Annotated in this window: 18 protein-coding genes and 1 tRNA gene; 14 read left to right on the forward strand and 5 right to left on the reverse strand. The window is 41.7% G+C overall.

Going from position 1 to position 23,046, the window contains the following annotated elements:
* The first annotated feature begins 37 nt into the window (after positions 1 to 37).
* Together JFU01_RS07440 and thiI are read left to right on the forward strand one after the other, a co-directional pair.
* Complete coding sequence (locus JFU01_RS07440; protein ID WP_195856487.1) at positions 38 to 1,183, forward strand: cysteine desulfurase family protein; 1,146 nt, start codon at positions 38 to 40, stop codon at positions 1,181 to 1,183.
* 8 nt (positions 1,184 to 1,191) lie between these two features.
* Positions 1,192 to 2,415: a tRNA uracil 4-sulfurtransferase ThiI gene (gene thiI, locus JFU01_RS07445; RefSeq protein WP_195856450.1), complete on the forward strand. Its 1,224-nt coding sequence runs from the start codon at positions 1,192 to 1,194 to the stop codon at positions 2,413 to 2,415.
* Between the two features lie 86 nt (positions 2,416 to 2,501).
* Here thiI and JFU01_RS07450 read toward each other — a convergent pair whose 3' ends face one another.
* Complete coding sequence (locus JFU01_RS07450; protein WP_060778013.1) at positions 2,502 to 2,675, reverse strand: hypothetical protein; 174 nt, start codon at positions 2,673 to 2,675, stop codon at positions 2,502 to 2,504.
* A 230-nt stretch (positions 2,676 to 2,905) separates the two neighbouring features.
* Here JFU01_RS07450 and gndA point away from each other — a divergent pair, with 230 nt between their 5' ends.
* Together gndA and JFU01_RS07460 are read left to right on the forward strand one after the other, a co-directional pair.
* Positions 2,906 to 4,339, forward strand: coding sequence for an NADP-dependent phosphogluconate dehydrogenase (gndA, locus tag JFU01_RS07455; protein ID WP_064292327.1), 1,434 nt, complete (start codon positions 2,906 to 2,908; stop codon positions 4,337 to 4,339).
* Between the two features lie 26 nt (positions 4,340 to 4,365).
* Positions 4,366 to 5,073 carry a response regulator transcription factor gene (locus JFU01_RS07460; RefSeq protein WP_195856451.1) on the forward strand — a complete coding sequence of 236 codons (708 nt, stop codon included), beginning with the start codon at positions 4,366 to 4,368 and terminating at the stop codon, positions 5,071 to 5,073.
* A gap of 89 nt (positions 5,074 to 5,162) precedes the next feature.
* On the opposite strand, the gene yidC is transcribed toward JFU01_RS07460, so the two are convergent.
* Positions 5,163 to 6,089 carry a membrane protein insertase YidC gene (gene yidC / locus JFU01_RS07465; protein ID WP_181566418.1) on the reverse strand — a complete coding sequence of 309 codons (927 nt, stop codon included), beginning with the start codon at positions 6,087 to 6,089 and terminating at the stop codon, positions 5,163 to 5,165.
* Positions 6,090 to 6,153: 64 nt separating this feature from the next.
* Positions 6,154 to 6,432, reverse strand: a complete 279-nt coding sequence (locus JFU01_RS07470) for an acylphosphatase (RefSeq protein WP_111821203.1) — start codon at positions 6,430 to 6,432, stop codon at positions 6,154 to 6,156.
* A gap of 154 nt (positions 6,433 to 6,586) precedes the next feature.
* Between JFU01_RS07470 and JFU01_RS07475 the strand changes: the two genes are divergently transcribed.
* From JFU01_RS07475 to JFU01_RS07500, 6 genes are all read left to right on the forward strand, one after another.
* Positions 6,587 to 8,938, forward strand: coding sequence for a DNA translocase FtsK (locus tag JFU01_RS07475; RefSeq protein WP_195856452.1), 2,352 nt, complete (start codon positions 6,587 to 6,589; stop codon positions 8,936 to 8,938).
* A gap of 244 nt (positions 8,939 to 9,182) precedes the next feature.
* Entirely contained in the window at positions 9,183 to 9,761 is a 579-nt protein-coding gene (gene pgsA / locus JFU01_RS07480) for a CDP-diacylglycerol--glycerol-3-phosphate 3-phosphatidyltransferase (RefSeq protein ID WP_195856453.1), read from the forward strand.
* 51 nt (positions 9,762 to 9,812) lie between these two features.
* Positions 9,813 to 11,051 carry a competence/damage-inducible protein A gene (locus JFU01_RS07485; RefSeq protein WP_195856454.1) on the forward strand — a complete coding sequence of 413 codons (1,239 nt, stop codon included), beginning with the start codon at positions 9,813 to 9,815 and terminating at the stop codon, positions 11,049 to 11,051.
* Positions 11,052 to 11,132: 81 nt separating this feature from the next.
* Positions 11,133 to 12,248 carry a recombinase RecA gene (gene recA, locus JFU01_RS07490; RefSeq protein ID WP_195856455.1) on the forward strand — a complete coding sequence of 372 codons (1,116 nt, stop codon included), beginning with the start codon at positions 11,133 to 11,135 and terminating at the stop codon, positions 12,246 to 12,248.
* Between the two features lie 284 nt (positions 12,249 to 12,532).
* Positions 12,533 to 14,104, forward strand: coding sequence for a ribonuclease Y (rny, locus tag JFU01_RS07495; RefSeq protein ID WP_064292335.1), 1,572 nt, complete (start codon positions 12,533 to 12,535; stop codon positions 14,102 to 14,104).
* Positions 14,105 to 14,388: 284 nt separating this feature from the next.
* The gene (locus tag JFU01_RS07500; RefSeq protein WP_195856456.1) at positions 14,389 to 16,032 is read left to right on the forward strand and encodes a G5 domain-containing protein; all 1,644 of its coding nucleotides are present in this window, start codon (positions 14,389 to 14,391) and stop codon (positions 16,030 to 16,032) included.
* Positions 16,033 to 16,545: 513 nt separating this feature from the next.
* Here JFU01_RS07500 and JFU01_RS07505 read toward each other — a convergent pair.
* Positions 16,546 to 16,633 (reverse strand) — tRNA-Ser (locus JFU01_RS07505).
* 31 nt (positions 16,634 to 16,664) lie between these two features.
* Positions 16,665 to 17,291, reverse strand: coding sequence for a histidine phosphatase family protein (locus JFU01_RS07510; RefSeq protein WP_195856457.1), 627 nt, complete (start codon positions 17,289 to 17,291; stop codon positions 16,665 to 16,667).
* 126 nt (positions 17,292 to 17,417) lie between these two features.
* Between JFU01_RS07510 and mutS the strand changes: the two genes are divergently transcribed.
* The 4 genes from mutS to ruvA all read left to right on the forward strand — a co-directional run bounded on the left by mutS (position 17,418) and on the right by ruvA (position 23,027).
* On the forward strand, positions 17,418 to 20,006 hold the full coding sequence (mutS, locus tag JFU01_RS07515) for a DNA mismatch repair protein MutS (protein ID WP_230086956.1): 2,589 nt from the start codon (positions 17,418 to 17,420) through the stop codon (positions 20,004 to 20,006).
* The gene (gene mutL, locus JFU01_RS07520) at positions 20,002 to 21,906 is read left to right on the forward strand and encodes a DNA mismatch repair endonuclease MutL (protein WP_195856489.1); all 1,905 of its coding nucleotides are present in this window, start codon (positions 20,002 to 20,004) and stop codon (positions 21,904 to 21,906) included. Before mutS ends, mutL begins: the two co-directional genes overlap by 5 nt.
* Before the next feature lie 62 nt (positions 21,907 to 21,968).
* On the forward strand, positions 21,969 to 22,406 hold the full coding sequence (gene msrB, locus JFU01_RS07525; protein ID WP_195856458.1) for a peptide-methionine (R)-S-oxide reductase MsrB: 438 nt from the start codon (positions 21,969 to 21,971) through the stop codon (positions 22,404 to 22,406).
* Between the two features lie 12 nt (positions 22,407 to 22,418).
* Complete coding sequence (ruvA, locus tag JFU01_RS07530) at positions 22,419 to 23,027, forward strand: Holliday junction branch migration protein RuvA (RefSeq protein ID WP_230086957.1); 609 nt, start codon at positions 22,419 to 22,421, stop codon at positions 23,025 to 23,027.
* Positions 23,028 to 23,046 lie beyond the last annotated feature (19 nt).

The raw sequence follows: 23,046 nt of genomic DNA on the forward strand, positions 1-23,046 counted from the left end.
TAATTTGACCTTTTGTAAAGGAGTAATCATGTCAGAAATCATTTATTTTGATAATAGTGCAACAACTAAAATTGATCCTGCCGCTTTAAAGTCCCTGGTGATGACTATGGAGAATTATTACGGCAACCCTTCTAGCTTGCATGACTTAGGTAACCAAGCTAAAGCCTTGCTCAATAAAGCCCGCCAGCAAATCGCTGAGCTCTGTGGCTGTCAAGCTGAGGAAATCTTTTTTACCAGTGGTGGAACCGAATCCAATAACTGGGCTCTCAAAGGAACGGCTTATGAAAAGGCGGGCCGGGGCAAACATATTATTACTTCTAGTGTTGAACACCCCTCAGTCAGTCATACTTTAAAAGAGCTAGAACAAGAAGGTTTTGAAGTGACTTACTTACCTGTTGATAAGGAAGGGCGGGTAAACCCCAAGGATCTTCAGGCCGCATTACGACCGGATACGATTCTGGTGTCAATCATGGCTGTAAATAATGAAATTGGGACCATCCAACCGATCAAGGAGATTGCTGAAATTTTAACCGATTTCCCCACCATCCACTTCCATGTTGATGGCGTCCAAAGCTTAGGCCGATTTAAGGATCCCCTCATTCATCCTCGGGTAGATGTGTATTCCTTCTCATCGCATAAATTCAATGGGCCTCGGGGAGTGGGAATTCTCTACAAAAAGAAAAACCGGACTTTGAAGAATTTAGTAGAAGGTGGCGGCCAAGAAGCAAATTTACGGAGTGGTACCGAAAACTTACCCGGAATTGTGGCAACAGCCAAGGCCTTCCGTTTAAGTTTAGAGCGGGCTCAGGAAGAAAATCAGCGCCAAGAAGGCATCCAAGCTCTAATCAGAGCTTACCTCAAACAATACCCTGATACCATCCGGATTTTCTCTCCGGCATCAGGCGCTTCTCCCCATGTACTCTGCTTTGCTTTAAAGGCGGTTCGTGGAGAAGTGATGGTCCACGCTTTGGAAGAAAAGGGCATCTATGTGTCCACCACCAGTGCCTGTTCTAGCCGCCAAACCGGTCATTCTTCTTCGACCTTACTAGCTATGGGAGTCGACGGGTCTTGGGCTCATTCGGCTATTCGTCTAAGTTTTGGCTTTGAAAATACAGAAGAAGAAGCCCAACGTTTCATTGATACTTTTGAAGAATTACGTCAAAAATTTACTGTTATCCAATAGGAGGTCTTATGGAAACTAAAATCATGATTCGCTATGGCGAATTATCAGTTAAAGGAAAAAATAAACGTCGTTTTATTAACCGCTTAGCTGAAAATATTCGCCAAATCTTTTCCGACTATCCACAGGTTAAGGTGAGTGAACAGTTCGATTTCATGTTTATTGAGCTTAATGGTGTCGATAAGGAAATCGTCATTGATCGCTTGCAATATATTTTTGGTATCCAAAGTTATAGTCCCGTCTACGAAATTGACCGCGACTTTGACCTGTTAAAAGAAGTGGCCAAACAAGTGGTGAAAGAAAAGTTAGATGAAAGGGAGATTCATAGCTTCAAGGTCGCTACTTCCCGCTCCGACCACAATTATCATATGGATACCAATGCTATTAACCGGGAATTAGGGGCTTATCTGATGGAAGAATTCCCCAATTTAGAAGTTAAAATGAAAAAGCCCGACCTCACTGTCCGGGTCAAGGTGCGCTTCAAGGACTTTGTCGTGTCCTCGGACTGGATTAAAGGGATCGGCGGTTTACCGGTGGGAACCAGTTCTCGTGGGATCCTCATGTTATCTGGGGGGATTGATTCTCCGGTAGCGGGATATTTAGCTATGAAACGTGGAGTCAGACCCATTGCCATCTACTTTGCCTCACCACCCTATACCAGTCCCCAAGCCCTAGAAAAGGCGAAACAATTAGCGGGTAAGTTGACTAAATTTGGCTCTTGGATCGATTTTATTGAAGTGCCTTTTACAGAAATTCAAGAAGCAATTAAGGAGCATATCCCTAGTGAGTATTTAATGACCATTACCCGGCGGATGATGCTAAGGGTGGCAGACCGCATTCGTGAAAAATACCACGCCTTATCCATTATTAATGGGGAATCCCTGGGGCAAGTGGCTTCTCAGACCGCTGAATCTATGTATGCCATCAATGCCGTGACCACAACGCCGATTATTCGTCCTGTTGTTACCATGGATAAATTAGAAATTATTGATATTGCTCAGGCGATTGACACCTTTGATTTGTCGATTCAGCCTTTTGAGGACTGCTGTACTGTTTTTGCACCGGCTTCACCAAGTACTAAGCCAAAAGTGGACCGCTGTGAACATTATGAATCTCGTCTTGATATTGACACTCTAGTGGACAATTGCCTAGCTAAGCTTAACTTTGAGCGAATTGACCACCATTCCTTAGAGAAAAGCAATGCTCAAGAAGAAGCCATGGATGACTTGCTTTAAACATAGCAATGATTTAATCCAGTTTATAGATCAGAATAATATAAAAAGCTTGCCTCTCTTCGATTGGCAAGCTTTTTAGCGTTTATTTAGAAAAAATACCCGTAAACGGCAACGCCTAGACTAATCACTACGCCCGATACGAGGGCAAGTAACATGGCCCAGGTGAATAATTTGCCCCATCTTTTCTTACGTCTTTTTTTTCGTTCTGATTTTTCATAGGCTTTTTCTCGTTGCTCTTTCCAATTCGTTGAATTTGACATATCCTTATAACGCTCCTTACAATAATCTCCTTGCTATTATAGCATAAAGGCTAATGACATTTAACGTGGACTTAGAAAGATTTCTTTAAGCCTTCACTTAAGCAAAGGTTGAAAACAAGTGCCTGGCTACGTCTTTATTTTTGTTAAAGACTTTGATAATATTATCATTGAAATGAGAAGCCTAATGACGCAATCTCATCGAATGTTATTAGAATGTAGGAGGAACTACTATGACTCAAGCACAAATTGGTGTAATCGGAATGGCGGTAATGGGGAAAAACTTAGCCCTAAATATTGAAAGCCGCGGCTATACGGTCGCTATTTATAATCGGACTACCTCACGGATGGAGGCCGTTTATGAAGAAAATAAGGACAAGAACTTAGTCCCTACCCGTTCCCTAGAAGAATTTGTTGAACATCTTGAACGTCCCCGTCGTATTTTACTCATGGTAAAGGCCGGGGCAGCTACTGATCATTTTATTGACCAAATTTTACCGCTTTTAGAAGAAGGCGATATTCTCATTGATGGAGGAAACACCTACTTCAAAGATACTATGCGTCGTTCAGAAAAATTAGCCCAATCCGGGATCCACTTTATCGGTATGGGTGTTTCTGGTGGTGAAGAGGGTGCTCTGAAGGGGCCTGCTTTAATGCCAGGTGGTCAAAAAGAAGCATATCTAGAAATGAAAGATATTCTTGAAGCCATGGCGGCTAAGGCACCAAGTGATGGTAAACCCTGCGTGACCTATATTGGTGAAAATGGAGCCGGTCATTTTGTCAAAATGGTCCACAACGGTATCGAATATGGGGACATGGAATTAATTAGTGAATCCTATGATTTATTGCGTCATTATTTAGATTTAAGCGTGGAAGAATGCGCTCAATACTTCAAGCAATGGAACCAAGGCGAATTAGACAGCTATTTGATTGAAATTACCGCTGATATTTTGACCAAGAAGGATCCTCAAACCCAAGCGCCAATGATTGATGTTATTCTTGATGCTGCGGGGAATAAGGGAACCGGAAAATGGACATCTCAAGAGGCCTTAGACTTAGGTGTGCCATTACCAACCATTACGGACTCAGTTTACGCGCGTTATATTTCTGCTTTAAAGGATGAACGTGTCCGTGCTAGCCAAGTCTTAGAAGGACCAAGCCAAGTGAAAGGCGTTGAGGACAAGGAAGCCTTTATTGAAAAAATTCGTCAAGCCCTCTATTTCTCTAAACTAATGAGCTACGCCCAAGGTTTTGTGGAATACCGTGAAGCAAGCAAGACTTACAACTGGGACTTAGATTATAAGGCCATTGCAAGTATTTTTAGAGGGGGATGTATTATTCGTGCCCAATTCCTTGAAACAATTATGGCTGCTTATGAGAATAATCCAGAATTAGAAAATATTCTTTTAGATGATTACTTTAAGGAAATAGCCGCTAAATACCAACAAGCTACCCGGGATGTGGTGAGTGCAGCAGTTCAAGCGGGTATTCCGGTATCTGGATTTACTAGTGCGATTTCATATTATGACAGCTATCGTTCCGCTACACTACCTGCTAATATGATCCAAGCACAAAGAGATTATTTTGGGGCCCATACCTACCAAAGAGTGGACCAAGAAGGAACTTATCATTTCTTATGGGATGAAGAAAAGGAAGTTAAGCAGTAATCCGCATTAAGGAGTTGTGTTAGGGTTTGGAAGCAAAAAAGCAAATTCTTTTAATCGATGCTGAAGAAGAATGGGTGCATTACCTCGGTGATGAGTTAAATAGTGAAAATTATTTTGCCACAATCGCTCATGATGGTCCAATGGGCTTAGAACTGGCTCATCAACACCAATGGGATTTGATTTTACTTGATTTAGATTTGCCTTTGTTAAACGGCTTAGAGGTCATGCGCCGCTTGCGGCAAGAGATGACGGTCCCAATTCTGGTGATGACCCAGCGCTCATCGGTCATTGACCAAGTGTCTGCCTTGGACCAAGGAGCTGATGGTTACTTAATTAAGCCGCTTCCAATTGAAGTTTTTTTAGCACACATACGCTCAATTTTAAGGCGTATGACCATTGAAGCCAATGAAAACTACATTAGACAGACCCGCTTGGTCTTTCGCGATCTACTAGTAGAAAAAGAAAATCATCTTGCTTATCGCGGCGAAGAAGTCCTAGACCTAACCAAGCGCGAGTATGACCTACTAGTAATTTTTATGGAGAATATCAATAAGGTGTTGAGTCGGGAAAAATTACTTAAAGATGTCTGGGGCTTTCAAAGTGTGGTTGAAACCAATGTCGTGGACGTTTATATTCGTTACTTACGTAATAAAATTGATCCCAATAGGAATCAAAAGTATATTCAAACCATACGCGGTGCTGGTTATGTCATGCGCGATGAGGATAACTCTTAGCATAAAAAAGACATCAAAACACCCCCTAACTGTGAGCTTAATGGGCTAGCAGCTAGGGGGTGTTTTCGTTTGAATGCTTACTTAAAATTTTATTTCTTTCTGTTTTGTTTTCCCGCATTCCGGTTAGATTTATGAGGCTTAGTTGCTGAAGTTGAGGAATTTGCTGTATGGGTGACGTCTTTTACCGAATTATTGGGTTTATAATGTTGGTCAAAGCGGATGGGATTATCCTTCATTTCATCTTCCACTTTGGCTTTAATACGAGGATGAACAAAGGTATTAATAGCCAATTGTTGGAGCATCCCCCAAATGGTGGTTGTTACTAAGTATAAACCAATCGCAGCAGGGACGTTGAAGACAACAAAACCGAGCATGAGAGGCATAAATAGCATGGATTTACCTTGTTGCTCACGAACTTCTTCAGGCATGGTTTGCATGCTGATCCGGGTTTGTAAGAAAGATAAAAGAATAAAGATAATTGTTAAAACCAGGTTGGGTTCTCCTAAAGAGAAGCCAAAGAAATTGTAGTTAGCAATATTTTGGTTATTATAGATTGCCACATACATCCCGGAAAGGATAGGTAACTGAATTAGTAGGGGTAAACAGCCCATATTTCCAAATAAGGAAATATTATTATCCTTCATAAAGGCTTGCTGTTGACGGGTATATTCCATTTGTTCTTCTGGAGTTTCGGCGCCTTGGATTAGCTCTTGGAATTTCATCAAGTAAGGTTGGTAATAACGGCGTTTTTCTGTTCCCAGAATGGAACTGGTTTGTTGCTTGTAGGTGAGTGGAATAAGTAGTAGGCGGATAATGATCACTAGGCCAATAATAGCAAAGCCGTAGTTACCATTGAAAAATTGGGCCAACCACTCAATTAACTGGTTAATTGGACTAGCAATTAAACGAAAAGTCCAGCTGTCTTGGTTACGGCTAACACAGCCCCCTAAGAATAAGGAAGAGGCAGCCAATAGACTGAGCAGCTGGAGGTGTTTTGATTTGAGACTTGTTTTCAAAATAGCACTCCTTAATTATAGATTTGTCGAACGCCCCTAATTTTAGCGAAAAATATTGTTTTTTTCAATATATGGGGTGAAAATCGTGCATGGCTGGAAGATCTTTTTCCTCCGTGACACTAAGCTGGTCGATTCTAGCGTAAGGGATATTCTTAGGATCTTGGAGCTCTGTGATAAAATGTTCTCTTTGGCCTTCATCTGCCTGTAATTGGATAGTCACACTGCCATCTGACTCATTTTTTACCGTACCGGTCAGTTGCAGTTTATTGGCTAGACGGGTAACATGAAAACGAAAGCCGACGCCTTGTACCCGGCCCTGAACTTGTATTTTACTGGTTAGCATATGATCATCTCCTATTGCTTTATTTTAACATAATCCCGCTAATTAAATTGATTGATTCTATGGAGAGGCCCACCAAGACCCAGCTTTAAAAAAATGGAGGGATATTATATAATGAAGACTGATTGACTTAAGAAGAGATGAGTCGGGAGGAACTATGGCAAAAAGAAAAACACGTTCAAAGAAAAAAACAAATAATACTTACCAACAAGCGATTATCGCTTTTTTTATTTTAATTTTAACCGGGCTAGGGAGTTTTCAACTGGGCTTTTTAGGTCGAATTGTTAAAGCCAGCATGCGCTTTATGGTGGGCGAGCTCTATCTATTGGGATTCTTCCTGGTGGCCATTACCGCCCTTGCCTATTTGTTAACCAACCAAGGGCCAAATTGGCGCAAACGCCCTTACAGTTCTCTGCTATTAGCCGTCCCCATTTTGGCTTTACTCTGCCATGCGATCCAGTTTAAAGAAGTCATGGCCAAGGGGGAATCTCTATTTGCTGTTAGTTTAAATCACTTTTTGGCAGGTTTTAAGGGAAATTTTCAGCCCGATGTTGGTGGCGGTATCATGGGCGCTGGTCTCTATCAAGTGAGTTACTTTATCCTCAGCCAATGGGGAACTTACTTACTTATTTTGCTAGCTGCTTTAGCTTGGCTAGCTTACTGCCTAAATATATCCGGTCAAGAAATGATTTCCAGTGTCCAAAATCTGTTTCAAATGGCGGTGCAGTGGCTACAAGGCTTTATAAATGCTACTAAGGAGAGATCTGCTAAGCGAAAAGAAGCCAAGGCGAATAAGGTTAAGGAAAGTCAGCCAGAAACCCCAGTGAAAGATTATTCCCCTAAGCTGGCTGATGGAGCAGATGAAGATAGTGAAGTCAGTTTTGACGACGATAAAAATCAAGAATCCGCTGTGGAAATTGTGGGCCCCAACTACCAAAACTTAGTGGGATCAGAAGAAACAAGTCTTGACCAGGAAAAGGCAAGCCAAAGCCAAGACCAAGCCAGCCAATTAAGCCTAGATATCGACGAAGAGGATGATGGAGAAGACTTATCTGATTTAACTATCGAGGCCGAAGAAGAAAATCCCGATTATAAACTCCCTCCAGTCAGCCTCTTAAATCCAATTCACCACACGGATCAAAGTAGTGAGTACCACATTATTAAAGAAAACATCAAAACTTTGGAAAAAACCTTAGCCAGCTTTAATGTGGATGCCAAGGTGACTAAGGCGAATTTAGGTCCGGCAGTTACCAAGTATGAAATTGAACCGGCAGTCGGTACCAAGGTATCTAAAATTACCAACTTAGCTGACGACATCGCCTTGGCCTTAGCTGCTAAGGATATCCGGATCGAAGCGCCAATTCCAGGAAAATCAGTGATTGGTATTGAGGTTCCTAACCAAAAGGTATCTGTGGTTTCTTTTAGAGACAGTTTTGAGAACCAGCCAGCCAATACGAAGTTACTAGAAGTTCCCTTGGGACGGTCAATTTATGGGGACACCCGGGTGGCGGACTTAACGAAAATGCCCCATCTCTTAATTGCGGGATCTACTGGTTCTGGTAAATCCGTCTGCATCAATGGGATGATTGTTTCCATTTTATTAAAGGCTAAGCCTAATGAAGTGAAATTAATGATGATTGACCCCAAAAAGGTTGAGTTAAACGTCTATAACGGTATTCCTCATCTACTAACTCCAGTAGTAACTAATCCACGCAAAGCCGCCCAAGCCTTGAATAAGGTCGTTGAGGAAATGGAGCGGCGTTATGAATTATTTGCCGCAACGGGTCAGCGGAATATCTATGGCTATAACCATCATGTGAGTGAATATAATGAGACCAGTGATGATAAACAAGCCTTGCTGCCTTATATTGTGGTTATTGTCGATGAATTAGCTGACTTAATGATGGTAGCTTCCAAAGAAGTTGAGGCTGCCATCACCCGTTTAGCACAAATGGCACGGGCAGCTGGTATTCACATGATTTTAGCTACCCAACGGCCGTCCGTTGATGTTATTACGGGGATCATTAAGGCTAATGTGCCTTCCCGGATTGCTTTTGCTGTTTCTAGTGGGACTGATTCACGGACAATTATCGATCAAAATGGCGCGGAAAAACTCCTTGGTCGTGGTGATATGCTCTTTATGCCCATGGGCGAGGGTAAGCCTTTAAGGGTACAAGGGGCTTTCATTACTGATGAAGAGGTTGAAAGCGTAGTTGACTTTGTTAAAGACCAGCAAGAGGCTAATTATAGTGAGGCGATGATGCCTAGCGAAGTGAATGAGAATAGCGCGGCTGACGACCTTGATGAGATGTGGGATGAGGTTATTGATTTTGTCAAGGGCCGCGAAACGGTTTCGATTTCCATGTTGCAACGTCAATTTCGCATTGGTTACAACCGTGCCGCCCGCTTAGTTGATGACATGGAGGCACGCGGCATTGTCTCAGAACAAAACGGAAGTAAGCCGCGCACGGTTAATATTTCTGAAAAACAAGAAGATCAAGAAGATTAGGAGGCCTGGCTAAAGGCCCTAATCTCTTTTCAAAATCCAACTATCTAATTCAAAATGTGCTCCGGGTGCAGATCGCTTTTTATTTAAACGCACTTGTTGCACTCTCATTCTAAATAAGTCAAAGAGCAGGGAATCTTTAGTGGTGACTCGCTCTTTGACTTTTTTAATGGGACGGATTGCTTTTTGACTGTCTAAAACGTGATATAATGTAAGAGATATTTTCCTAAAGGAGGACATTGTCATAATGAATTTACCTAATCGACTGACCATGCTAAGGATTTTGATGATTCCTTTATTTATTTTATTAATAGAAATTCCTTTTGATTGGGGAACATGGGCCATTGGCAGTCAAAGCGTGAATATTCAATTCGCTGTAGCAGCCCTTATTTTTGCCATAGCGAGTTTGACCGATTGGCTGGATGGCTATATTGCTCGTCGTGATAACCTGGTGACCAACTTTGGTAAATTTGCCGACCCCTTAGCGGATAAAATGTTGGTCATTACTGCCCTAATCGAGCTCATTGCTCTAGGCAAGTCGCCAGCTTGGCTTGTTGCCATTATTGTGATGCGGGAGTTGGCTGTTACGGGCTTAAGGCTATTGATCGTGACTGAAGGAGAGGTTTTGGCAGCTAAGTGGCCAGGAAAAATCAAGACCTGTACCCAGATGTTGGCAATCATTTTATTATTAGTGAACGATTTTCCTTTCCAAGCCTTGCCATTTTCACTCGGACAGTTTTGCCTCTACCTGGCTTTACTAGCAACCATCTATTCAGGTTATGATTATTTTAAAAAGAATTGGCAAGTCTTTAGTGATAGTTTTTAAAGAAGAGAATAAAAATTGCTGAAAGTACGGAATAATAGAGTGGAGGAAATCATGAAGGCAGAAATAATTGCGGTAGGAACAGAAATGCTGATGGGACAAATTGTCAATACCAACGCCCCATTTATCGCCAGACAACTGAATGAACTAGGGATTGAACACTACTATGAGACGGTGGTGGGGGACAATCCTGAGCGCTTAGTTGAATTAACTCAGATTGCCGAGTCACGTAGTGATATGATCATTTACTCTGGAGGAATTGGACCGACCCAGGATGATTTGACCAAGCAAGTCATTGCCGAATACTTAAATGAAGAGCTTATCTACGACCAAGAATGTTTAGAGCAGATAAAACAGTACTACCAGGACCGCCATCAAAGCATGTCCTCCAACAACCTACAGATGGCCCTGACTTTCAAAAATGGCCTATCGCTAAAGAATGAAACGGGGCAAGCCTGTGGAAGCCTCATTCATAAAAATGGCTGTCTCTATGTCTTCCTGCCTGGTTTTCCAGATGAATTGGAACCTATGTTTATTAATGAGGTTAAGCCTTATCTCTTTGAACATTTGTCCAATAAACAGGTATTGGCTTCTCGCTTTTTAAATTTCTTTGGTATTGGGGAAGCGGCCTTAACTAGTCGTCTAGAAGACCTGATCGCTAAACAAAGTAATCCAACGATCGCTCCTTATGCCTCTAAATCAGTAGTCACCTTAAGACTCACGGCCCAAGGGGAGAATCACGCAGTTACAGATAAACTGCTCGACCAAACCCAGGAAGAAATACTTGCCCTGGTTGGTGACTATTATTACGGAAGTGGTTATAACTACCTCCCTATGGATGCCTTGTTCGATTATTTGAACCAAGAAGGAAAAACAATTGCCTTTGCTGAAAGCCTGACGGGTGGTCTAGCGGCGCATTTATTGGTCAACCATGAAGGCTCTTCAAAAATTTTTAAAGGGTCAACAGTTTCCTATAGTGAATATGCCAAGGCTCATGTCATTGGCGTAAGTCAAGCAACTCTCGACCAAGAGGGCATGGTTAGCGAGGCTTGTGCTCGGCAAATGGCTGAATTAACCTGCCAGGACTATGGGGCTGATTATGCCATTAGCTTCACCGGAGTTGCGGGTCCTGATAAGATGGAAGGTCAAGAAGTTGGAACCGTCTATTGTGGTTTTGCTAGCCAAGGGCAGTCTACCCAGGTCAAACGCTATCACATTAATGGCAACCGTTCAGCCATTCGTTTAAAGGTTATCTACCAAGCTGTGTTAGATTTTATCCAAGAAAAAGCCTAAGAACATTTGTTCTGTTTTTGCTTGCTTTTTTGACTTAATGCCGTTAGACTAAGATAGAAAGATAAACGAGGAGGATATTGAATGAGTACATCACATGATGCAAACCGCCAAAAGGCTTTAGACCAGGCCCTTAAACAAATTGAAAAAAACTTTGGTAAGGGAGCTATAATGAAGATGGGAGAATCAACGGATACTCAGGTGTCGACTGTTCCGTCAGGCTCCTTATCTTTAGATATTGCCCTAGGAGTCGGAGGTTATCCGCGTGGACGAATTATTGAAGTCTACGGTCCAGAATCTTCTGGGAAAACCACTGTTGCTCTACATGCTGTTGCCGAGGTTCAAAAACAAGGTGGTATTGCTGCCTTTATTGATGCTGAGAACGCCTTAGACCCTGAATACGCTAGAGCTTTGGGGGTTGACATTGATGAGCTATTACTCTCCCAACCGGATACTGGTGAACAAGGGCTAGAAATTGCTGATGCCTTAGTGTCCTCTGGTGCGATTGATATTGTCGTTGTCGATTCTGTTGCTGCCTTAGTTCCACGGGCTGAAATTGAAGGTGAGATGGGGGACTCCCATGTGGGGCTCCAAGCTCGGTTGATGTCTCAAGCCCTACGGAAGTTATCGGGTTCCATTAATAAGACGAAAACCATTGCCATGTTTATTAACCAGATCCGTGAAAAAGTAGGTGTCATGTTTGGTAACCCAGAAACCACCCCAGGGGGACGGGCCCTAAAATTTTATTCCACTATTCGTCTAGAAGTTAGACGCGGGGAACGGATCAAATCCGGTCAGGATATTATTGGTAACCGCACTAAGATTAAAGTAGTAAAAAATAAGGTAGCTCCGCCATTTAAGGTTGCTGAAGTGGATATTATGTATGGGCAAGGAATTTCTCAAGCGGGTGAATTAGTTGATTTAGCTGCTGACATGGATATCATTAAGAAGAGCGGCTCTTGGTATTCTTACGGGGATGACCGGATTGGCCAAGGACGCGAGAATGCCAAACTATATCTTACCGAAAACCCTGACATATTTAAGGAAATTGATAGTAAGGTTCGAGCAGAGTATGGTTTTGGTCCAGCTGTTGAAGATGATGATTCAGAGGATGAAACAAGCAATGAAGAAGCTAAAAACGATTCATCAAGTGATGAAGAAAATGAAACCCTAGATTTATTTAACGATGATGAAGAATAAAATATTTTTCCAAAAACTTGGTGTTCTTAACCAAGTTTTTTCTTTAGAAAAGTCTTATAAATAATGAGATTATGACCTGTATCTATTACCTATAAGCGTCTCATCCTATCAATATTTCCTTATATTTGCTTTCAGAGCAGAAGGAGAATTTTTTGGTAGCGCTTCTAGAATAATTGACAATAATGTGAAAAAAATATAAAATTTAAATAAATGCTTTGCATTTGAAATTTTATGATTTTTTTATTTAAAAAAGCAAACAATTAAATAGACACGGAGGTGAAACTATGGATGGTTTAACTATTGCCTTCGTTATCGTTACTTTAATTGTTGGCCTTTTAGTCGGATTAGTAATTGGTTACAAAAGACGTCAAAATGTTGAAGAAGAAGAACGTAATGAGGCGCAAAATACTGCAAAAGGAATTTTAGCTCAAGCAAATAAAGATGCTGAAGCTAAAAGAAAAGAAATTCTTTTAGATGCAAAAGAGAAAGCTCAGGATTATCGCAATCAAGTAGAAAGCGAATTAAGTGATCGCCGTCAAGAAATCACTCAAAAAGAGCAAAGACTCTTCCAAAGAGAAGAAAATCTTGACCGGCGTGAAAATGTTCTTACCAATAAGGAAAATGATCAGCTTTCTAAAGAGCAATCGATTCAAGATCGCTTAAAAAATGTTTCTCAAAAAGAAGAAGAAGCCCAAGCAATGGTCCAGGAACGTCAAGATGAAATCGAGCGGATTTCTATGATGACAACTGAAGATGCCAAGGCTTTGATTTTGAAAGAGACAGAAGCAAACTTATCTAATGAAATTGCTTTACGAATTCGAAATGCAGAAGAAAACTATAAAGAGCAAGCACATAAGCTCGCTACTTCAATTATCTTACAAGCAATCGAAACATCTGCTGCCGATACAGTCGCCGATACTTCGGTAACCCGTATCGATTTACCAAACGATGATATGAAAGGTCGTATCATCGGTAAAGATGGGCGGAATATTAAAACCATTGAAGCCTTGACTGGGATTGATTTAATTATCGACGACACTCCAGAAACGGTGGTACTCAGTGGTTTTGATCCGATTCGTCGGGAAATTGCTCGGATTGCTTTAGAAAATCTAATTAAGGATGGACGTATTCATCCAGCAAAAATTGAGGAAGCGGTTGAACGTGCTAGAAAATCAATGGATACAAAAATTCGTGATACTGGGGAAGAGACCACCTTTGACCTAGGTATTCATGATATGCATCCAGACTTAGTCAAGTTAGTCGGACGTTTAAACTATCGCACCAGCTATGGGCAAAATGTCTTGAACCATAGTGTCGAAGTAGCTAAACTGGCTGGTATTATTGCTAGTGAACTCGGCGAAGATGAACAACTGGCTAAACGAAGTGGATTATTACATGATATTGGCAAAGCCGTGGACCACGAGGTGGAAGGTACCCACGTTGAAATTGGTACTGAACTCGCTCGTAAATATAATGAAAATGATATCGTTATTAATGCCATTGCGGCCCACCATGGAGATATCGAATCTGCTTCTGCGATTGCCATTATTGTTCAGGTTGCTGATGCCTTGTCGGCTGCTCGTCCCGGTGCTCGAAGTGAATCATTAGAGAATTATATTCAACGTTTAAGAAGTTTAGAAGCCTTAGCTAATGAATTTAGTGGTGTGAAGAAGACATACGCTATTCAAGCAGGCCGCGAAATTCGTGTGATTGTTAACCCCGAAAAGGTGGATGACTTAAGTGTCGTTAAGATGTCACATGATATTTCTAAACGTATTGAAGACGAACTGGATTACCCAGGCCAAATTAAGGTGACGGTAATACGTGAATCCCGTTCTGTGGATTATGCAAGATAAATTACCTAAGCTATACAATAAGCTTTGATTAAAAATAAAGAAATCTGGAGTAGTAAATTCCAGAATGAAAGAATAAGCGAATCGATAAATCCTTATTGGAAAGGTCGGTTCGCTTATTTTTTATGTGACTTAGTCTAAAATGTTAGTTTTTATGATTTATTTCATTTCTGCATGTGTTCATTTTATTAAAGTTAATAATAGTTCAAGTAATTATTTTATTTTTATAAATATTTTGTAAAAAATATAGTATACTTAGGACATGAGATGAATAAGGAGGAGAATCCATGCAGAATAAAGAAAAGACACTTTCATTTCGTAAATTAAACCTTGGCCTTGCCTCTGTTGCTGTCGCCGCTTTCTTAGCAGCCAATCCTCAAGAGGTCCAAGCCCAAGAAAATGGAACTACTAATGTCACTTTGACTACAACATATGCTTCAGCCACTCCAAACAATGATTTTGCAAATGATAGCTATGAAATCCAAGATCCACAGCAAGCTGAAAAAGCTTTGGAAATAATCCGCAATACCCGTAATGCTTATTATGATGATGAAACCGTGCCTTTTGAAGGAATTTCACTTAAAAACTATGTGACCCATAAAGGTTTGACCAAGGAGCAGTATGTCAATGATGTCCGCTATGACCGCATGAATGAAAAGGATGCCTACATCCGGGCGGAAGAAACAGCTATCCATGGAAAAATTGACCATAAGGGACCCGATGGGGTAAGTAAACCACAATATAAAAATAGTAATGCTACACTGGAAAACCTGAGCTGGGGTCGCCCCAATGTCGAAGCTGATATGAAGGCTTGGATGAGTAGTGAATTACCTGCCTTGAAAGAAGCCAATGGGAAATTTACTGCTAATAACGGCCACCTTTATCAGATTTTAAATCCTAATAATATTTCTTTTGGTTACGGAAGATTTTCAAAATTTGCCCCTGGCGTAGATTCTTCTAAGTATAAAAATGCTATAGATCCTATTGGCACCTTGACCATATCTCGTCAAGTTGGTGATACTGATTATCCAGCTGGAAAGATTACTGAAACGATACCAGCACCAGAAGATCAAAAAACTGAGCCTATTCCTTTTGAAGTGGAAAGAATTGAAGATTCAACACTTGAAAAGGGTAAAACCATCGTTAAACAAGAAGGTGAGGATGGTTTAAGAGATTCGAAGGGTGTTGTTATTCGTCAACCGAAAAATAAAATTATTTTAGTCGGTACAAGGGAAGCTGAAAAACCAAAGCCTACAAATCCGGAACCAACTAAGCCAAATCCAGATCCAACGTTGGATGAAAAACCAACGACACCAGTTACACCGGACCCGCAACCAGAACCAACGCCGGATCCAGAACCAGAACCGGTTCAACAAAAACCGGAAGAAAAGCCAACCCCAAAACCACAACCAGAACCTAAGCCAAATCCAGAACCAGTTCCAGTACTGGATCCAAAGCCAGTTCAACCAACAAACAAAACTGAACCAGAACCGACGCCGGATCCAGTCCCAACGCCAAAACCTATAGCTCAACCGACAACACCAACTCTAACCGTACCAATCACTCCGCTTGTTAGTCCAACTAGCCAAGCTAACACTGCTGTAGCACCTACACTAGCAACTCCTACAGCTGTTGCTCCATCTAGCGATAGTGATAAGTCAGTGACTGCAGAAGAAGGTTCACAAGTTTCAACTTTAGTGACTGCTTCTGATACAAATGATCCAGTGACAGCAAATCAAAATAAAGATACCAAGACAGATAAAGTCCTAGCCTTAGCTCCTAAGGAAGAAAAATCTTCGACTGCTAAAGCGACCTCTGCACCGGCTACTCATTCTGTTTTACCTAAAACTGGTGTAGTTGCTGCATCTTTTACAGGCTTTGGCCTTGCCTTAGTCGCAGCTGGAGCAACTGTCTTGAAACGTCGCAAATAATTAGCATGCATTGAGATAGCTATAGTCCAAGTTCAAGTAGAGCTTGGGCTTTTTATTATGCTTGTTAACATAGGATGTGATTCTAGGATATTACAATGTAAAAAAGCTAAGATTTTGTGCTTTTATGAAGGAGAGCAGACAGAAGTCCTAAATAAGCAAAATAAAAAAGCGGTTCTAATGACCGCTCATTCATTCTATTCTATTACCCCTCTAGGCGGGGACAAAAACTTGTACGATATTTGTACGATTTATTTTGGAATTAACTGTTTTTAAGTAGTCACAACTTATTTTAAAAGTGTTTTTCAATATAGGACAAGAAGGGCAAAAAAGTTATAGAAAAAAGCACCCCTTGGGGTGCTGACACGTTGACTGGCAATAGTTTGTGAAATAAAAAAGTTATATATTTTTGGGTGAAAGTTGGCGATTATTAGAAATTATTAGGAAATCGAAACCCTTAGAAACGCTGATTTAAAAACGATTAGGGGTTATTGGGTGTTATTAGAAATTTGACTACGGAGAAGGTGGGATTCGAACCCACGTGCCGGTTTCCCGACAACTTGATTTCGAGTCAAGCGCGTTACGGCCTCTTCGCTACTTCTCCCGGCTAAACTAAGTTAGCAACAAAGTATATCTTATAACGTTTTGTCCGATTTTGCAAATAAATTTTCACCAGACACGGACATTTCCCGATAAGGCTTCATATTTTCTATAAAGGTGAAGGTGTTGAAATCGTAAACAAAGTGAAAGATTTCGCAGTTGCCGATACCAGCAACCGGGTCAGGAAGGAAGTCTTTTACAAATTGGTAGATGACTGCTCCGTGGGCGACGGCTAAGACTTGCTGGCTATCCTCTTTAGACATAATGGTTTGAAGACTCTGATTAATGCGTTGACAGACTTCGCTGGCTTTTTCACCACCATACTGACAGTAGTAATCATCCGTTTTAGGTGCTGAGAGAGGTTTAGGCATGAGGTCGCGAGATTGCCCTTCTAGTGAACCAAAGCCCCATTCCTTCAAACCAGTGACTGTTTCTGTGGGCATATGATTGGGGCTGCTATATTTAAGCGTTTCTCTGGCCCGATCAAGTGGTGAGCTGTAGCCATGGGTAAAAGTGATTTCCCGTTCCCTTAGCATATCTCTAGCCAGCTCGGCTTGTCGGATGCCTTTTTCAGTTAAAGGGGAATCACACCAGCCCTGTACGCGGTTCTCCAAATTAAATTCTGTTTCGCCGTGGCGCATGAGATATAAGTGCTTTAACATGATTAATTCCTTTCCTTTTTTAGCTTTTATTCTATCACGAATTATTAAGGCTGTGAATTTCACCCTTTGCTTTTCTGTGTTAGAATAGATAAGATTGTAAAAAGTTAAGATTAAAGGATGTAAACAATGGCGAAGAAAAAAACACCAATGATGGAGCAATACTATCAGATCAAAGATCAATATCCCGATGCCTTTTTATTTTTTAGGCTGGGCGATTTTTATGAAATGTTTGATGATGACGCCAAAAAAGCGGCACAGATATTAGAAATTACCCTAACGAGTCGAAATCGGAATGCGGATGACCCCATTCCCATGTGCGGTGTTCCCTATCATTCAGCGGACGAATATGTGAAAACCCTAGTCAACCAAGGCTATAAGGTCGCTATCGCTGAACAAATGGAAGATCCTAAGCAAGCTAAGGGTATGGTAGACCGCCAGGTGATCAAAGTGATTACCCCGGGGACTTATTACAATTCTAGCGATAAAGAAAATGTCTTTATTTGTGCGATTATACATCAAGAAGGCGCCTATGCTTTAGCTTATACTGATATTTCAACAGGCGAGCTGAAAGTGACCCATATGGATTCATTTGAAATGTTGTTAACAGAATTCTCACAAATTCAAGCCAAGGAAGTCGTCTTTTATCATGAACTGAGCGAAGATGACTTGGCCCAACTCGAGCAGCTCTTTCCTTTCACCTCTTCCTATATTAATCAGAAAACCCTCGATCAATTACCGGAAAGCGCCTTTGAAAAAATTACTCAAAATATTAAGCATCGTATTGAGCTTAAGGCTCTGCGCGTTTTGATGGCCTATGTTTATAGCACTCAGTTTCGTATGGTTAACCACTGGCGCCAAGCGGAGTCCTATGAGTTAGATTATTACTTGCATATGGACTATTTTGCGAAACGCAATTTAGAATTAACCGAATCGATTCGAACGCAGAAACGTTCAGGAAGTTTACTGCATTTTCTCGATGAGACTAAAACCGCCATGGGCGGACGTTTGCTAAGGCAGTGGCTGGACCGGCCCCTTATTATCCAAGCAACGATTGAAGAGCGCTTAGACCAAGTAGAATCCTTGATCGACGCCTTCTTTGAACGGCGCAATATCCAAGAAAATCTTTCTGGGGTCTACGATTTAGAGCGCTTAGTGGCTAAGATATCGATGGGGCAGGTCAATGCCCGCGAGCTCCTGCAATTGATGAATTCCTTGAAAAAGGTTCCCCAAGTCTCTGAAAATTTACAAGCTATCCAAGGTAATCCAAGTGATAGACAAGAAACCGGTGTTTGGAACAAGCTCCTTAACAGCCTGGCAGCCCTACCAGAAGTGGTTGAAACCATCGAAAGCGCTATTGATCCGGAAGCTAATATATCGATTACTGAAGGTGGCATTATTAGGGATGGCTTTAGTGACCAGCTGGATGACTATCGTCAGGCGATTCGCCACGGATCAGAATGGATTGCTAACCTGCAAGCCAAGGAGCGTGAAGCGACCGGGATTAAATCTTTAAAAATTGGCTATAATAAGGTTTTTGGTTATTATATCGAGGTAACCAAGGCTAACCTTCATCTTTTACCAGAAGGTCGTTATGAGAGAAAGCAAACCCTAACTAATGCTGAGCGTTTTATTACCCCAGAACTAAAGGAAATGGAATATCGGATCTTGGAAGCTCAGGAAAAATCAGTTGACCTGGAATATGAGCTTTTCCTTGAGGTGAGAGAAAAGGTTAAAGTCTATCAAAAAGACTTGCAAGCCATCGCCCAGGCCATTGCTCAGGTGGACGTGGTCCAGTCCCTAGCAGAAATTAGCGAACAAAATCAGTATGTGCGCCCTCATTTTAGTGGAGAAGACCGGGCCTTATTGATTAAAGATTCCCGCCACCCAGTGGTTGAAGAGACCCTAGGCCGAGATGATTTTGTCCCTAATGACATCATCATGGATAAGGACACTTCCATTCTATTAATTACCGGACCTAATATGTCAGGGAAATCCACTTACATGCGTCAGCTGGGCCTTACCGTAATCATGGCGCAAATGGGAAGTTTTGTACCCGCTAGTCAAGCGACCCTGCCTATTTTTGACCAGATTTTTACCCGGATTGGGGCAACCGATGACCTGCAAGCGGGGCAAAGTACCTTTATGGTCGAAATGATGGAAGCTAACCAGGCTATTCAACATGCGACTGACCGGTCCTTGTTACTCTTTGACGAGATTGGGCGGGGGACTTCGACTTATGATGGCATTGCCTTAGCCCAAGCTATTTTAGAGTATTTACACGACCATCTTAAGGCGAAGGTGCTCTTTTCAACCCATTACCATGAACTGACTGATTTGGATAATCATTTACCGGCCCTTAAGAATATTCATGTCGGCGCCATAGAAAAAGATGGCGAAGTGGTCTTTCTTCATAAGGTTTATGATGGCCCGGCCGATAAGAGTTATGGGATTCATGTTGCTAAGCTGGCTGGCTTACCTAAGAGCTTATTAGCCAATGCAGCTGAGATTTTATCTGACTTGGAGAGTGAATCCGCTAAAGGGGCAGAGCCCAAGCAGCTTAATCTCTTTACTGACCAAGAAAATCTCAATCAAAAGACAGCGAATGAAGATTATGTTTTAGACCAGCTAGACGCTGTTGATATTAACCATTTATCACCTATTGAAGCCTTAGAATTATTGAACCAATTACAAAGGAAACTAAGCGAGGAGGATTAGGATGATCCACGAACTTCCTGAACAAGTTGCTAATCAGATTGCCGCTGGGGAAGTGGTCGAACGGCCGGCTTCCGTGGTAAAAGAACTCTTAGAAAATGCGATTGATGCCCAGGCAACCAGTATCGATATCAAAGTCGAAGAGGCTGGTTTGAAGAGCATCCAAGTCATTGATAATGGTTTAGGAATGAGTGGGGAAGATGTGAAGTTGGCCTTTAAACGCCATGCTACCAGTAAAATCTATCATTCACGAGACCTCTTTCGGATCAAAACCTTGGGCTTTCGTGGTGAAGCCTTGCCCTCGATCGCCTCAGTTGCTGAAGTTTCGCTGGAAACCAGTGATGGAAAAGAGGGCTCCTCTATCAGCTTAATTGGGGGCGATGAAGTGGAGTATCGTCCTTCGCATTTACGGCAAGGAACAACCATCCAAGTAGAAAATTTATTCTACAATACCCCAGCCCGCTTAAAGCACATTAAGCAATTAAGCACCGAACTTTCTCATATTACGGATGTCGTGAACCGTTTAGCCATGGCCCACCCTGATATCCGGTTTACTTATACTCATGATGGCAGGGAGCTATTACGAACCAATGGCAAGGGCCGGCTCCAAGAAGTTATTGCTGCCGTCTATGGATTTAAACAGGCTCAAGACATGTTAGCGATTGAGAATGAGGACCATGATTTCCAACTCAGCGGTTATATCTCTAAGCCGGAGCTTACCCGGGCCTCACGCAATTACATGTCCCTATTTGTTAACGGCCGCTATATCAAAAATTACGTCCTCAGTCAGGCGATTATCAAGGGCTATGCTTCTAAGCTCATGATCGGCCGTTATCCCATAGCTGTCCTTAATATTTCTACTGATGCCCAATTACTTGATGTTAATGTCCATCCAACCAAACAAGAGATTCGCATTAGTAAGGAAGAAGAACTTTACGACCTCATCCAAAGCAGTGTTCAGGAAAGACTATCTCCCCTAAGACGGATCCCCGATGTAGGCAAGAAAGAGATTACTGAGACAGCTAACCACCAAGCCAGCATTGATCTAAAAAGTCAAGAAGATACCCAGCAACTGCGTTTTGATTTTAAAAATCAAGTAGAGCCAGCTGAGAATGAAGCTTTCCTAGTTAAGGAAACAGACCATGGCAAAGACTGGCAAGCGGAAGCCCAGACAGCTGACCAAGGGGAGGGTGCTCATAGAGAAAGTTTCCCACCAAGCACAAGCACACCTAGTGAGCTTAAGCCAGCTAGCCCTAATCATGAAGAGGGGCAAGCCCAAGGCCAGAGAAATCCAAGCTTCCCTCAACTGGACTATGTGGGCCAATTACAGGCTTCTTATTTGGTCTGTTCCGATGAAACCGGGATGTATTTAGTTGACCAGCATGCGGCTCAAGAACGGATTAAATATGAATACTTCCGCGAAGCCATCGGTGATATGGATACAGCTAGCCAGGAATTACTGGTTCCTTTAGTTTTAGACTATCCCTCATCAGAAAGTCATGATGTCAGACAAGTCTTAGACCGGATACGGGCTATGGGGATTGGCATTGAAGAATTTGGCCCCAATCAATTTTTAGTCAACTACCATCCCGCTTGGATGGGGAGTGACCAGGTCCAAGAACACATTGATTCCATGATCCAACTAGCCATTGAAAATAAAGATTTTTCGGTTAATACCTACCGGGAAAAAACCGCTATTATGATGTCTTGCCGGCTTTCGATAAAAGCTAATCATTATTTAGATGATCGTCAGGCCCGGCAATTGTTAGACGACCTGACTTACTGTGAGAACCCTTATAATTGCCCCCACGGACGTCCCGTTTTAATCCATTATTCTAATTATGAAATCGAACGCAGCTTCAAACGGATCCAAGATGCCCATGAAAGTCCTAAGAATCAATAATATAGGGATTATCCGCTAGTTATGATAAAATAAAGCAAATTAAAGAAAGAGGAGAGACTGCTATGAATCAAGAAGAAAAAAACGCTCGTTTAAAAGAACTTAGTGACTTAGCTTATGAAGTGACTCAAAATCAAGCCACTGAACGTCCTTTTTCAGGTGACTATGATGAATTTTTTGAAAAGGGAATTTACGTAGATATTGTGGATGGAAAACCCTTATTCTCTTCCAGTAAAAAATACAATTCCGGTTGTGGTTGGCCGGCTTTTACCCAACCTATTGAAGAGGATGTTGTTAACGAGCACCAAGATACTTCACATGGCATGGTTCGTACTGAAGTACGAAGTCAAACAGCAGACTCTCACTTGGGACATGTCTTTACTGATGGTCCGAGTGAAGCAGGGGGGTTAAGATATTGTATTAATTCTGCTGCTCTAAAATTTATTCCTTATGAAGAAATGGACCAAGCTGGCTATAGTGACTACAAAAAATATGTGGAGTAATGAGGTTGAGTGATGTACCAATATATCAAGGGATTACTTGTTGATTTAACTAGTGAAGCGGTAGTCGTTGAAACGGCGGGACTTGCCTATTATATTTATTTTCCAAATCCTTATCGCTTAAGTGATCAAAAAGGCCAACAGGTGCAAGTTTGGCTCTACCAAGCGGTTAGCCAGGATGCCATACGCCTGTATGGTTTTTTTGATCAGGCCGAGAAACAACTCTTTTTACAATTAATAAGTGTTTCGGGAATTGGGCCTAAGAGTGCTTTATCAATTTTAGCTTATGGTGACCAAGCTGGCTTTATTGCAGCGATTGAATCGGAAAATGTCAAATTCTTAACCAAGTTTCCCGGCGTTGGTAAAAAAACAGCCCAACAGATCATCTTAGACTTACAAAGTAAGCTCAGCCGCCTTAAATCCGAAGCGCTTCCAGCTAACCAAGAAGTCATTTCTGATCAATCAGAGTCAAGTCAGATGATGATTGAATTAGAAGCAGCCCTAAACAGTCTAGGTTACGCTAAGCGGGAGATTGATCAAGTGATCAAAAAAGGCGATTTTTCAGAGGTCGATAATACTGCAGATGCTATCCGGGTCGCTTTAAGATACATAACCTTAAAATAAGTAGTGAGGAGTTATAAGT

The organism is Aerococcus sp. Group 2, from assembly GCF_905125285.1.
In the GTDB taxonomy this organism is placed as follows: domain Bacteria; phylum Bacillota; class Bacilli; order Lactobacillales; family Aerococcaceae; genus Aerococcus; species Aerococcus urinae_E.